The following is a 13,010-nucleotide window of genomic DNA, read 5'->3' on the forward strand; positions in this document are numbered from 1 at the left end:
GCAAGGAATTAAGAAGCGCCTAATCCAACCGATGCAGGGAGACGTAGGCCGTGCCCACGCTCGTCAGGCCGAGCGCCTGAGCCGGCCCCTTGGCAAGATCGATGATGCGCCGGTGGGCGAAAGGACCGCGGTCGTTGACCCGGACCACGACCGAGCGGCCGTTGGTTTCGTTGGTGACCTTGAGCCGCGTGCCGAACGGCAGGGAGCGGTGGGCGGCCGTCATGTCGTAGGAGTTGAAGCGTTCGCCGCTGGCGGTCTTGCGCCCGTGGAAGCCAGGTCCGTACCAGGACGCGGTGCCGCGCTGGAACGCGTTACCCGCCTCGATATTCGCCTGTGAGATCGATCCGGTGATCGAAGGATCGTTGGATGCGGTCGTATTGCACGCCGCAACAAAAAGTAGTGGCACCATCGCAGATGCCCGGGTGAGCTTATTCTTCAAGGACGGTCTCCCCTTCCGTTTTCCTTGGAAGTGAAGCTCAACTTTAAGAAGGCAAGAATAAGGCGCCTGGCTATTTTTCTACGCTCACTCATCCTTTGGAGGTGGCGAACTATTGGCAAAATTAGCCTGATAAAAATTTTTGCGTCGCACTATAGCCTGGATAATGTTTCCTTATCTCAACGAAAATTCGATCACAATTCCGTGATCACGATACCCAAACGGCCAAGCCGACCTAGTTCAGACTTTTGCCGTTTCCCGAAGGTCAATCAGCGGATTCACGTCGAATCGTCCGGGCGCCGCCAGCAGGATGCTCCCATATGGTCAGGGCCGCGGCAGATCGCAGTGCACAGGCCTGCGCTCGAAGCACAGTCCAAAGCCGTCTCACCGATGTGGGGATGTCCGACCTGAGAGGGCACGTGATTCGGAAGAGTGGCCTGTCACGGCCGGCCGCTCAGCCTGCGAATGCTTCCTGAACGTCGCGCGGCACGGCGGTGACCAGCCCCAGCCGGTCGCGGCGCAGCCAGCGCCACAGCATCAGCGAGGCCACGACCGCGAGGGCGGTGGCAAGCCCGATCCAGATGCCGACGCCGCGAAGGCCGGTGCCGAAGGCCAGGACGGCGCCGAGAGGCAGGCCGATCCCCCAATAGCCGAAGGCCGCATAGAGCATGGGGATGCGGGTGTCCTGCAATCCGCGCAGCATTCCGGCGCCGACCGCCTGCGCACCATCGGCCAGCTGGAAGATGGCGGCCAGCAGCAGGAACGAGCGCGCCAGATCGACAACGAGCGCGTTCTTCGGATCGGTCACGTCCATGAAGGCGCCGATCAGAAGGTTCGGCGCGAACAGCATGAGCGCTGCCGTGATGGTCATGAAGCCGGTACCGAGCGCGAAGGAGGTCCAGCCGGCGCGTGTGACCCCGTCCGGATCCTGCGCGCCATAGGCTCGCCCCACGCGCACCGTCACCGCCTGCCCGATTCCGAGCGGAACCGAGAAGCAAAAGGAGGCGATCTGCAGAGCGATGGCATGAGCCGCCAGCTCGTTCTCGCCGATCCGGCCCATGAGCATGGCTGCGGCATTGAAGATCGTAACCTCGAAGGTCAGAGTCAGGCCGATGGGAAGGCCGATCTGCCAGAGCGTGCGATAGCGCGGCCAGTCGGCCCGCCAGAAGCGCCCGAAGATGTGATAGCGCTTGAGCCTCGGGTGAAAGGCGATCACCAGGGCGAGCGCCACGAACATGAAGGTGCTGGACAACACCGTGCCGAGCCCCGCGCCGATCAGGCCCAAGGCCGGCAGGCCGAGAGCCCCGAACATCAGCGCATAGGCGGCGGCGAAATTGACCGGGATGGCGAGCAGGCCGATGAACAGCGCCCAGCCGGGGCGCTCCAGCGCCGCCAGGAACGAGCGCAGCACCAGGAAGAGCAGGAATGGCAGGATGCTCCACTGGAGCGCGCGCACATATTCGCCGGCGCTTTGGGCAAGCCCGGGCGCCTGCCCGATAGCCAGCAGCAGCTTTTCGCCGTTCCAAGTCACGATCCAGATCGGAATGGCGATGGTGACCGAAGACCATAGGCCCTGGCGTACCGTGCGGCGGACCTCGCGCACGGAATGGCGCTTGCGGCCCAGCTCCTCGGCGATCATCGGCGAGGTTGCGTTGACGAGGCCGATGCCGAAGATGAGGAAGGCGAAATAGAGATTCGTGCCGAGCGCACCCGCCGCCAGGGCTTCCGAGCCCATCCAGCCCATCAGGATCACGTCCGACGTGATCAGGGCGGTCTGGGCCAGGGTTGCGAGCACCAGCGGCCAGCCCAGGGACAAGGTGGCCCGCAGCTCCGCCAGCCAGGCGGCTCTTTCAAAGGTCGAATCTCTCACGATCATGGTGGCGCGTTTCTAGCCAACCTGCCGTCGGAAAGCCACACCTTGGCCGGCACGGTGGACCCGCGCCGTCCCAAGGAACCTGAGCCGAAGCGCGCCCGTTCAACGGTATTCACGTTTCCGTGTTGTTTTTCCGGAGTTCACGATGGCGCAACCGGCGCTCTCGACCGAGATCGAATTCGACCTGCCCCCGATCCTGCACAATGCCCGGGGTGGCATGCGCACGGTCGGCGTCGAGATCGAATTCGTCGGCCCTTCCGCGGAGCGGGCCGTGCAGGCCTTGCAGGAAGCCCTCGGCGGAAGGCTGATCGAGGAGGATCCCCACGCCTTCGCCCTCAAGGAATCGGCTATCGGCGACCTCGTCGTGGAGCTCGACAGCCGGATCCTGCATCCCGGCAAGGAGGCTGGAACCAGGCACGGGGTCCTGCCCAAGATTGCCGCCCTTTTCGGCTTCGCAGCGCGCTATCTCGTCCCGTGCGAACTCGTCACCTCTCCCATCCCCCTCGACCGGCTGCAGGAGCTCAACCGGATCCTTGCCGTTCTGCGCGGCGCCGGCGCCAAGGGCACGCAGGATGCGCTCGTCTATGCCTTCGGTCTGCATTTCAACCCGGAGGTTCCGCGTCTGGACGCGGCCACGATCACGGCTTTCATGAAGAGCTTCGCGCTGCTCAATTCATGGCTCCGGCGCGAGGCCTCGCCTGATCCGACCCGCAGCCTCCTCGGCTTCGCCGATCCTTTTCCGGTAGATTACGTGCGCAGGATCGCGGCGCCGGATTACTGGCCGGACATCCCCGCCTTCATCGACGACTACCTCACTTTCAATCCGACCCGGAACCGCGATCTCGATCTCTTGCCGCTCCTGCATCATTTCGACGAGAAACGGGTGCGCGCGGTGCTGCCGAACGAGAAGATCAACGGGCGCCCGACCTTTCATTACCGCCTGCCCGATGCCCGCCTGAGCGATCCCGGCTGGAGCATCGCGCCGGACTGGAACCGCTGGGTCTGCGTCGAGCGTCTCGCCGCCGACCGCGAGCGGCTCGATGCCTTCGGCGTAGCCTTTCTTGCCTTCGAGGGCGAGGACAAGAGCTGGGCCAACGTGGCGGAACAGGTACTGAAGTCATGACGCGTCCGCTCATCGGCGTCACCACGTCCCGGAGCGGCGGCTGGCGCAGCTACCTGATGCATCGGCTGGCGCTGTATCGCGCAGGCGCGCGCTCGGTTCGTCTCATGCCCGGGGATCCGATGCCCTCCGAGCCGATGCAGGGCCTCGTCATCGGCGGCGGCGACGATATCGGTGCGGAGATCTATGGCGGCAAGGTCCTGCCGGACGTGCGCATCGATCCCGAGCGCGACAAGATGGAGCTCGGCCTGCTCAAGGCCGCCATTCCCGCAGGGCTGCCGGTTCTCGGCATCTGCCGCGGCTCGCAGATGATCAACGTAGCGCTCGGCGGCACCCTGCACACCGACATTTACGAGGTCTATGTGCAGGCGCCGAAGATGCGCACGGTTCTGCCGCGCAAGACGGTCTCCGTCGAATCCGGATCGCGCTTGAATCGCATCCTGCGCTGCAATCCCTGCCTGGTGAATGCGCTTCACCACCAATCGGTCGACCGGCTCGGCCGAAACCTGACAATCGCCGCGCGCGACGAAAGCGGTATCGTGCAGGCGATCGAGAGCGAGACCGCTCCGTTCCTGCTCGGCGTGCAATGGCATCCCGAGCTTCTGGTCTGGAAAAAGCCGCAGCAGCGGCTGTTCGAAGCGCTGGCGGACGCAGCCCGGAAGGCCGTGATTCCACTCTCCGCTGAAGTGCTCGCAGGAAGCGTTTAGAGCATTATTCGGCGAAGTGGATCCGGTTCGCCGTCCAAAAATGCGGCAAAGCAAGGAAGAGAGCTGATTCCACCCAGATGGAAACGGCTCTAGCGCGTTACTGGCCCGCCGCCTTCAGGATCAACGTGGCGATGATGTCGGGCTGCGAGATGAGCGAGAGATGGCTCGCCTTCACCTCGATCGTCTCCGCGCCCATTCGCTTGGCCATGAAGCGCTGCAGATCGGGATTGATCGTCCGGTCCTCGGTCGAGACCGCATAGAAGCTCGGCTTCGACCGCCATGCCGCCTGCTTCGTCCTGCCGGTCAGCAAGGCCTTGTGAAACGGCTCCTGCACCGCATAGAGCACCTTCGCCCGCGCCTCCGGCAGATCGCCTGCGAAGTCGCGCAGGAACGCGGCCTCGCTGAGCCGCCCCTCGTCGCCGTCGTAGACGATGCCTGCCGTTGCAGGCGGCGTCGGATATTGCATGGCGAGCGCCGCGTAGTCCTCGCCTGGATCCGGAGCCCGCGCGGCCACGTACACCAGTGCCGAAACCTTTGGATCGACACCTGCCTCCGTGACGATCATGCCGGCGAAGGAATGTCCGACCAGGACGGTCGGCCCTTCCTGCCGCGCCAGCACGCGCTGGGTCACTGCTACGGCCTCGTCGAGGGTCGTCAGCGGATTTTGCACGGATGTGACGTTGAGCCCCGCGGCCTGCAGGCGGGGAATGACTTCAGTCCAGCACGAACCGTCGGCGAACAGCCCATGCACCAGCACCACGTTCCTTGCCGCGGGAACAGGATCTGCTGCGCGCGCAGAACTCCAAGGGAGCGGCGCGGCGGCGGCCGCGAGCAGTCCGAGAAAGAACCGGCGATCCATCGTGGAGGGCTCCCGGGTACAGATGTTTTTAGAGCATCGGATTCATCCCAAAAGTGCAAATCCACTTTTGGGTCCGATGCTTTAGCGCGCACGCCTCGATGCGCGCGGGAACAGGGGGATGACCTTGTTGTCGTTCTCTCTCTGCACGCTCAGCTGCCGCTGGATCGCCGCATGCAGATCGCGGCTGAGGATCGGCTTTTGCAGGAGCGGAAACTCGCTGTCCTCGCCGGCAACGACGGGATTGCCGGTGATCAGCACCACCAGCAGGCTCGGGAAGGTCTGACGCACTTCACGAGCCAGCATGACGCCGTTCATCGTGCCGGGCATGGCCACATCCGCCAGGACGAGAGAGGGCCGGCGCAGGTTCAGGCTCTTCACCGCCTGCGCGGCGTCGGTCGCGATGCTCGTTACGTAACCGAACTCCTCGAGCGTCGATTGCAGGGCGAGCGCCACTTCGAGCTCGTCGTCCACCACGAGAATTTCCGTGTGGTTCGGCACGCTCGCCTCCGCCACGTCTTCCTCGCTCGCGGTGCCGGCCGGCAGCATGGTCGCGGCGTCGGCGCGGGGCAGATACAGGATGATCGCGGTGCCGGCCGCGTCCCGGCGCACTTCCGAGGCGCCGCCGATGCCCTGCAGGAAATGCAGGCTCTGGCGCAGGGAGAGCCAGGACGACAGATCCAGATCGCGTAGGGCGAAGCTCGGCTCCAGCTCGACGCCGGAACCCGTCGGCCGCTCCTCGTCCGGCCCGGCGCTGTGGATCGTGAGCTGCACGAAATCCCCTTCGCGCGTCAGGTCCGGAAGCGACCCCTTTTCGACCTGCACATTACGGGCCTCCATCGTGATGAAACCGCCCTGCGGCAGGGCATCGCGCGCATGGGCGCTCAAGGTCACGATGGCGGTCTGGATGTCGTCGGGATTGGCCTCGATGGACCACAGGTCCTCCGCGAGCGACAGGCGCAGCTCGACCGTGTCGCGCAGGAGCGAGCGACTCAACAGATCGGCCACCGAACCCACCTGCTCCGCGATGTTCACATATTGAAGCTTGGTTTCGCCCTGCCGCGCGAAAGCACTCGATTGCGCGATGAGCTTGGCGGCCTGATCGGCCGCCACGAGCGCCGAGAGCAGCTTGCGCTGCAGGATCGGCTGATCCTTGAGCTGGCGCGCCGCCGCATCGATGTTGGCGCCGATCACCATCAGCTTGTTGTTGAGGTCGTGGGTGATGCCTTCGCGCAGGCGGTCTACGGCCTGCGCCTTCTGCATGCGGCGCAGGGCATCGTCCTCGTCGGGCGCGGGCGTTTCCTCGAAGGCGGAAAATTCGCCGAAAGGTGGCACTTCGACGACCGGCGGCTCGAAGGAGGCGACCGTCACCTCGTCGAACACCGCGAAATCATCCGATGGGCTGTCGTCACGCTCGCGCACGGCCTGTTTGATTTGCCGGCCGATCAGCAGCGGAGCCCCGGCGGCGAGCAGCAGGAAGAGCCCTGCGGAGGCCGCCACGAGAGCCGAGCTTCTGACATAGGCAGCCACCGCCAGCCCGAAACCCGACATGATCAGGGCGCAGGACAGGCTCAGGAGGGTCAGCTTCAGCGAGACGGGCAGCAAGGGAATTCCGCTTTTCGAAAATATGAATTGACCTGACGCCCCCCAGACGCCACTTGCAACGCCTATCTTGGCTAACGCAATCAGGACGACAAGCGAGCACGGCCTCGCAATAAAGTGTTAGTGCCCGACAAAGGAGATAATTGTGCGGCTTTCTGATGTCCCTGGCTTGACGCAACTGACCCTTGCCTTGGCTATGACGGCCACATTTCTCCCGAAAGCAGGCGCCCAGGAGGCGATCGAGCGCCGCGTGAACGACCTCCTCGCCCAGATGACCCTGGAGGAGAAGGTCGGCCAGCTGAATCTTGTCTCCCACGGTCCGCCGCTGCGCTGGGAGGACATCTCGGAGGGGAAGGCTGGAGCCCTCCTCAACTTCAACAGCGCGCAGGACGTGGCCCGCGCCCAGGCCCTGGCGCGCCAGAGCCGCCTCAAGATCCCGCCGCTCTTCGGCCTCGACGTGCTGCACGGGTTTCGTACCCAGTTCCCGCTTCCCTTGGGCGAGGCTGCCGCCTTCAGCCCACGCATCTCCCGGTTCGCCTCCGAATGGGCCGCCAGGGAAGCGTCCTATGTGGGCGTGAACTGGACTTTCGCGCCGATGGCGGATCTTTCGCGCGACAGCCGCTGGGGCCGCATCGTCGAAGGCTTCGGCGAGGATCCGACGCTGGGTGCCGCTCTCACGGCGGCCCGCGTCGAAGGGTTCCGCGCGGGCGGCCTCGCCGCCGCGGCAAAGCATTTCGCGGGCTACGGCGCCCCCCAGGGCGGGCGCGACTACGACACCACCTACATCCCGCGCGCGGAGATGTACGACACCTATCTGCCGCCCTTCCGCGCCGCGGTGGAGGCCGGCACGGCAAGCTTCATGGCTGCGTTCAATGCGCTCAACGGCGAGCCCTCGACCGCCAATCCCTGGCTGCTGACGGACGTGCTGCGCAAGCAATGGGGCTTCGACGGTTTCGTCACCTCCGACTGGGTCGGCATCGGCGAACTGATCAACCACGGCATCGCGGCGGATGGCGCCGAGGCCGCGCGCAAGGCGATCCTCGCCGGCGTCGACATGGACATGATGGGCCTGCTCTACATCAAGCACCTGCCGGACGAGGTGCGCGCCGGCCGGGTGCCGGAAAGCGTCGTCGACGAATCCGTGCGCCGCGTGCTGCGCACCAAGTTCCGCATGGGCCTGTTCGACGGTCCGGACATCGATACGTCCCATCTCGACAGCGCCTTCCCGTCACCGGAATCGCGCCAGGCCGCGCGCGAGGTGGCGCGCGAAACCTTCGTGCTGCTGCAGAACCGTGGCGACGTGCTGCCGATCCCCTCGAGCGTGCGCTCCGTTGCGGTGGTCGGTCCGCTTGCCGATGCGCCGCACGACCAGATGGGTCCGCACGCCGCGCGCGGGCATAAGGAGGACAGCGTCTCGATCCTCGAGGGCATCCGCCGCCGCGCGGAAGGTGTCGGCATCGCCGTGCGCCATGCTCCGGCCTGCGACCTCTTCTGCCGCGACACGGCGGGCCTGCAGGCGGCCCTCGATGCGGCAAAGCAATCGGACTTCGTCATCGCCGTCTTCGGCGAGCCGCAGGAACTCTCCGGCGAGGCCGCGTCCCGCGCGCATATGGAGCTCAACGGCAAGCAGATCGAGGTTCTGGAAGCCCTCGCCAAGGCCGGCAAGCCGGTGGCCCTCGTGATCATGGGCGGCCGCCCGCAGATACTGGGACCGGTGGCAGAGAGCATCCCGTCGATCCTGATGGCCTGGTATCCGGGCACGGAAGCCGGCCCCGCCGTGGCCGACGTGCTGTTCGGCGACGTGAACCCGAGCGGCAAGCTGCCCGTCACCTGGCCGCGCGCCACCGGCCAGATGCCGATCTACTACAACCGCCTGCCCACCGGGCGCCCGACCCTGCCGAACAACCGCTTCACCCTGCATTACATCGACGAGGAGATCACGCCGCTCTATCCGTTCGGCTGGGGCCTGAGCTATACCCGCTTCGCCTATTCCGACACGGTGATGGCTCAGAAGCAGATCGGCGAAGGTGAGATGCTGGAGGTTTCCTTGACCGTGAAGAACACGGGCGCAAGGGACGGCCAGGAGGTGGTGCAGCTCTATACCCGCGATCCTGTGGCGAGCCGCAGCCGGCCCTTGCGCGAGTTGAAGGCCTTCGAGAAGATCGCCCTCAAGGCCGGCGAGGCGAAGCGCGTGACCCTGCAGGTGCCGGTCGAATCCCTCGGCTTCCATCTCGACGACGGCACCTATCTCGTCGAGGCCGGCACGATCCAGGTCTTCGTCGGCGGCAATTCGCTCGCGGAGCCCGTGGGCGATGTGGAGATCGTGAAGACCTTCCGCATTCCGCCCATGGAGCGGCGCGCCTCGGCCGCGACCGGCATCGTGCAGTAGGGGACAGAGCGCGCCGCCGGGACACTCGCCTCGGGCCGCGTGCCCGGGCCCTGGCTGTGCTGAGGGATCGGCCCTACACTGGAGCCGATGAATGCACCGCCGACGATCCGAGAGCACCGCAGCTTCGCCACCCGCTCCGTCCGGTCGGTGAAGGGCATCGCCGCCTCCGAACGCTCCGACGCGGCCGACACCCTGCTCGGCCTGGTGCTGACCTTCGTCGCCGGCGCGATCAATGCCGGCGGCTTTCTCGCCGTCGGCCAATATACCTCGCACATGTCCGGCATCCTCTCGTCCATGGCCGACAATCTGGCCCTGGGGGCGCTCAGCGTGGTGGGGCTCGGATTCGCGGCCTTCCTGCCCTTCGTTCTCGGCGCCGCCTGCTCCGCCATCCTGATCAACTGGGGCCGCCGGCACAGCCTGCACAGCCGCTTCGCCATGCCCCTCATGCTGGAGGCACTCCTGCTCCTCGGCTTCGGAATCCTCGGCTGGCTCGCTCATTCCTCTCAGGCTTTCATCGCGACTGCGATACCGCTCCTGTGCTTCATCATGGGCCTGCAGAACGCCACCATCACCAAGATCTCGGGCGCCCGGATGCGCACCACTCATGTGACCGGCATCGTCACCGACATCGGCATCGAACTCGGCAAGCTCGCCTATTGGAACCGGGATGGCAGGCGGCCTGATCGCGTCGTCGCGGACCGTCACAAGCTGCGTCTCTTAAGCCTGCTGCTGTGCTCGTTCTTCACCGGCGGCGTCATCGGCGCCATCGGCTTCGACCGGATCGGCCTGCTCTTCGCGCTGCCTTTCGCAGCCCTGCTTCTTCTGATTTCGGTGCCGCCTCTGGTGGAGGACCTGCTCTCACGGTCGCACCCAGGCTGAGCGGGATTGGCGGGCGCGATCGCAGGTCTAGTTTCCTTGGCTATGCCAGAGAAAGCCGCGGCTCCCCTCCCCCCGCCGTCCGACGAAAGCACCCCTGATGTCCGCATTCGCCGGACGAGGCGTTTCGTGGGCGCAGCGCTGCTGCTGCTGCTGGCGTTCTGGATGATCCAGTCCTATCTGATCACCCTCGGCTGGGCGGTGATCATCGCCATCAGCGTCTGGCCGCTGTACCGCCGGATCCGGAGCCGCCTCGGAGGATCGCGCATCGCGGCACCGCTCCTCGTGACGGCGAGCCTCGCCCTCCTGCTCATGATCCCCTTCGCGCTGGCCCTCGCCGAGATCGGCCGCGAGGGCGAGTTCATGATCGGATGGCTGACGCGTCTTCAGCAGAACGGCCTGCCGGTGCCCGAATGGCTCCACGGCCTGCCGCTGGCCGGCGAGCGTCTGGCACAATGGTGGCAGGCCCATCTGGCGAGGCCGCAGCTTGCCGAGCAATTCCTGAGCGGCCTCGACAGCCAGACCGTCACCGCGTGGTCGAAAACGCTCGGCGGCGCGCTGGCATCCCACCTTCTGCACGCCTTTCTGACCTTCCTTACCCTCTTCATCCTGCTGCGCAGCGGCGACGAGATCGGCCATCACGTTCTGACGGTCATCGACCGCTGGTTCGGGCATCCGGGCGAGCGTCTCGCCGAGAGCATGGCCGTCGCCGTGCGGGGCACCGTGAACGGAACGATCCTGGTCGCCGTCGGCGAAGGCATCCTGATTGGCATCGGCTACGTCATGGCAGGGGTGCCGAACGCGATCTTCTTCGCCGTTCTCACCATCGCCTTCGCCATGCTGCCCCTCGGCGCATGGCTCGCCTTCGGCACCGCCGCCATCGTCCTGGTCCTGACGGGCGGGTCCATGGCGGCCGCCGCCGGGATCGTCGCCTGGGGCGCCGCCGTGATGCTGATCGGCGACAATTTCGTTCAGCCCGCCCTGATCGGCGGCGCCGTCGAGCTGCCCTTCCTGTGGACCCTGCTCGGCATTCTAGGAGGCCTCGAAACCTTCGGCCTGATCGGCCTCTTCCTCGGCCCGGTGCTGATGGCAGCCCTGCTCACCATTTGGCGCCAGCAGAGCACGCCGGTTCCGGGTCGATATCCCTGATCGATGCCCGGCCGAACCGTTCGGTCGGGAACATCCGCAAAGGCATGGCGGTTCACCGTGACACGAAGGAGCCGCAATCCATGCCCGATCCCACCCGCAATCCCGTCGAGACCCTCGCTCGCTTGGGCTATGGCGCGCGGGGCTTGGTCTACGGTCTCGTCGGTGCGCTCGCTCTGCTGGCCGCCATCGGCTCGGGCGGCCGGACGGACGGCAGCCGCGGTGCGCTCCAGACCGTGCTCGCACAGCCCTTCGGCCGGTTCTGGCTCACTCTGATTGCGCTTGGCCTGTTCGGCTTCTGCGCCTGGCGGCTCCTGGAGGCGCTGACCGACGCCGATCGCCGCGGATCCGACATGAAAGGTTGGGGCGTGCGCGCCGCCCATCTGATCAGCGGGTTCATTTATGCCGGGCTTGCGCTCTCGGCTCTCAACCTCGCCCTCGGACATGGCTCTGGCGGCGGGGAAGACCAAGCCGCCCAGGACTGGACCGCCTGGCTCATGGGCCAGCCCTTCGGCCGATGGCTGGTGGGCCTCGTCGGCCTCGCCATCATCGGGACTGGGCTGGCCTTCCTGGCCAAGGCGTGGCGCGGCAACGTAGCGGAGCGCCTCCAGCTGCCGGCCGACAAGCAGACATGGGTCTGCAGCGTCGGTCGACTGGGCTTTGCCGCCCGCGGTGTGGTGTTTGTCCTGATCGGTGGCTTCGTAGGGCTTGCCGCCCTTCACGCCACGTCTTCGGAGGTGCACGGCCTCGGCGGTGCGCTCCAGACGCTGCAGCAGCAGCCCTATGGCTGGGTACTCCTGGCTCTCACCGCACTCGGCCTCTTCGCCTTCGGCCTTTTCGGCCTCGTCCAGGCCCGCTACCGGCACATCGACCCGCCGGATCTAGACGACGCCAGAGCCGCCGTGGCACGGCTGGGACTATAAGCGCAGGATGGTCGGAAGATTAAGCTGTTGGACGCGCAACGAGGAAGTACAGTGATGGCCTGGTTACCGATGAGGACGATCTTACAGGGATCTTGCTCGGCAATCTCGACGCAGAATTCGATAAGCAGATCGACGGCCTCATGTGGTCCAGTTCGGTTGTTCGCCATCGGCGTTGAGTAGCTTCCGAGGAAAACCAGATTGGTGCTGACTTCGTAATCCATATATCTGTGCAAACGCCCATACAAAAATATTCGAAGGATGTCCTTGTACAAGCAACGAGGGTCGAGCCCGGGATATCGATGACCAAGGCCGCTCGTAGCGACCTATTAGCCTGACGCCGGAGTGCTAGAGGGCGCAGACTATTCAACGGGAATCGTCGCGTGTGTCCATGCGGCGCGTATCTTCATTGCCTTAACTTTGCGAGCTTGCTGCATTTCAGCCCCAGGAGGACTGGTCTACTGGCTATCCGGCCTTTCGCTCGGCTGCATCCAAGGCCGTCGTTCGCGGTCAACTTTTGCAAAATTTGCGATCACGGAGGTATAACTCTGCGTTAGATCGATATCGTCCCAACCGTTGAGCAGCTTGGTGCGCCATACCGGATCGACCGTGAAGGACAGGATGAGATTGGCAGACCAGATCGTCAGCGCTCCAAGGTCAACGGTCGCAGTCAATGCACCGTCACGTAGAACGTTGAGCAACGCTTCGCAATTTTCCTCACTGACAATCGCCGGCAAGAGACCATTGTTCACAGCATTGGAGGAAAAGATATCCCCGAAGGAAGGCGCAATGACGCAGGCGATCCCATAATCTACTAGCGCATAGACGGCAGCCTCCCGCGACGAGCCGCAGCCGAAATTACGGCGGGTGACAAGAATCCTGGCGCCCTGTCGTTCCGGATCGTTGAGCGGGGAATTTGACATTTCCGCGCCCGTTTCGTCGAACCGCAAGTCATGCAGCAGAAAGCTGCCATAACCGTCTGCTCGCGAGCGCTTCATGAAGCGGGCGGGAATGAGCTGATCTGTATCGACATTCGACAGCGGCAGTGGACAGGCTACAGCATCAAGGCTCTTGAACGGTTGCAT

The 13,010-nt window shown here is 65.1% G+C and carries 11 protein-coding genes; 6 read left to right on the top strand and 5 right to left on the bottom strand.

The features are described 5' to 3' along the window. Positions 1-19: 19 nt before the first annotated feature. The gene (locus JKL46_RS06090; RefSeq protein ID WP_246529173.1) at positions 20-439 is read right to left on the bottom strand and encodes a septal ring lytic transglycosylase RlpA family protein; all 420 of its coding nucleotides are present in this window, start codon (positions 437-439) and stop codon (positions 20-22) included. Between the two features lie 451 nt (positions 440-890). Continuing rightward, positions 891-2,312 (bottom strand): MATE family efflux transporter, encoded by a 1,422-nt coding sequence (locus tag JKL46_RS06095; RefSeq protein ID WP_201830871.1) that lies wholly within the window; start codon positions 2,310-2,312, stop codon positions 891-893. Between the two features lie 142 nt (positions 2,313-2,454). Here JKL46_RS06095 and JKL46_RS06100 point away from each other — a divergent pair, with 142 nt between their 5' ends. Then, the gene (locus tag JKL46_RS06100) at positions 2,455-3,432 is read left to right on the top strand and encodes an amidoligase family protein (protein WP_201830873.1); all 978 of its coding nucleotides are present in this window, start codon (positions 2,455-2,457) and stop codon (positions 3,430-3,432) included. Further along, positions 3,429-4,136 (top strand): gamma-glutamyl-gamma-aminobutyrate hydrolase family protein, encoded by a 708-nt coding sequence (locus tag JKL46_RS06105; RefSeq protein ID WP_201830875.1) that lies wholly within the window; start codon positions 3,429-3,431, stop codon positions 4,134-4,136. The genes JKL46_RS06100 and JKL46_RS06105 overlap by 4 nt, the downstream gene beginning before the upstream one ends. A gap of 97 nt (positions 4,137-4,233) precedes the next feature. On the opposite strand, the gene JKL46_RS06110 is transcribed toward JKL46_RS06105, so the two are convergent. Both JKL46_RS06110 and JKL46_RS06115 read right to left on the bottom strand, forming a co-directional pair. Beyond that, positions 4,234-4,995 (bottom strand): alpha/beta fold hydrolase, encoded by a 762-nt coding sequence (locus tag JKL46_RS06110; RefSeq protein WP_201830877.1) that lies wholly within the window; start codon positions 4,993-4,995, stop codon positions 4,234-4,236. An 81-nt stretch (positions 4,996-5,076) separates the two neighbouring features. After that, positions 5,077-6,597 (bottom strand): response regulator, encoded by a 1,521-nt coding sequence (locus tag JKL46_RS06115; protein WP_201830879.1) that lies wholly within the window; start codon positions 6,595-6,597, stop codon positions 5,077-5,079. Positions 6,598-6,739: 142 nt separating this feature from the next. Here JKL46_RS06115 and JKL46_RS06120 point away from each other — a divergent pair, with 142 nt between their 5' ends. From JKL46_RS06120 to JKL46_RS06135, 4 genes are all read left to right on the top strand, one after another. Next, positions 6,740-8,983, top strand: a complete 2,244-nt coding sequence (locus tag JKL46_RS06120) for a glycoside hydrolase family 3 N-terminal domain-containing protein (protein WP_201830881.1) — start codon at positions 6,740-6,742, stop codon at positions 8,981-8,983. A gap of 87 nt (positions 8,984-9,070) precedes the next feature. After that, entirely contained in the window at positions 9,071-9,862 is a 792-nt protein-coding gene (locus JKL46_RS06125; RefSeq protein WP_201830883.1) for a YoaK family protein, read from the top strand. 126 nt (positions 9,863-9,988) lie between these two features. After that, positions 9,989-11,008, top strand: coding sequence for an AI-2E family transporter (locus tag JKL46_RS06130; RefSeq protein ID WP_343074023.1), 1,020 nt, complete (start codon positions 9,989-9,991; stop codon positions 11,006-11,008). Between the two features lie 80 nt (positions 11,009-11,088). Then, entirely contained in the window at positions 11,089-11,928 is an 840-nt protein-coding gene (locus JKL46_RS06135) for a DUF1206 domain-containing protein (protein WP_201830886.1), read from the top strand. A 455-nt stretch (positions 11,929-12,383) separates the two neighbouring features. Here the strand turns inward: JKL46_RS06135 and leuD are convergent, their stop codons facing one another. Next, the gene (leuD, locus tag JKL46_RS06140; RefSeq protein ID WP_201830887.1) at positions 12,384-13,010 is read right to left on the bottom strand and encodes a 3-isopropylmalate dehydratase small subunit; all 627 of its coding nucleotides are present in this window, start codon (positions 13,008-13,010) and stop codon (positions 12,384-12,386) included.

Source organism: Microvirga zambiensis WSM3693 (assembly GCF_016735695.1).
GTDB classification, from domain to species: Bacteria; Pseudomonadota; Alphaproteobacteria; order Rhizobiales; family Beijerinckiaceae; genus Microvirga; species Microvirga zambiensis.

Bases quoted from the DNA above. Each gene is read 5' to 3' on its own strand.
- JKL46_RS06095 (WP_201830871.1), bottom strand. From the start codon at position 2,312: ATGATCGTGAGAGATTCGACCTTTGAAAGAGCCGCCTGGCTGGCGGAG.
- JKL46_RS06100 (WP_201830873.1), top strand. From the start codon at position 2,455: ATGGCGCAACCGGCGCTCTCGACCGAGATCGAATTCGACCTGCCCCCG.
- JKL46_RS06105 (WP_201830875.1), top strand. From the start codon at position 3,429: ATGACGCGTCCGCTCATCGGCGTCACCACGTCCCGGAGCGGCGGCTGG.
- JKL46_RS06110 (WP_201830877.1), bottom strand. From the start codon at position 4,995: ATGGATCGCCGGTTCTTTCTCGGACTGCTCGCGGCCGCCGCCGCGCCG.
- JKL46_RS06125 (WP_201830883.1), top strand. From the start codon at position 9,071: ATGAATGCACCGCCGACGATCCGAGAGCACCGCAGCTTCGCCACCCGC.
- JKL46_RS06135 (WP_201830886.1), top strand. From the start codon at position 11,089: ATGCCCGATCCCACCCGCAATCCCGTCGAGACCCTCGCTCGCTTGGGC.
- leuD (WP_201830887.1), bottom strand. From the start codon at position 13,010: ATGCAACCGTTCAAGAGCCTTGATGCTGTAGCCTGTCCACTGCCGCTG.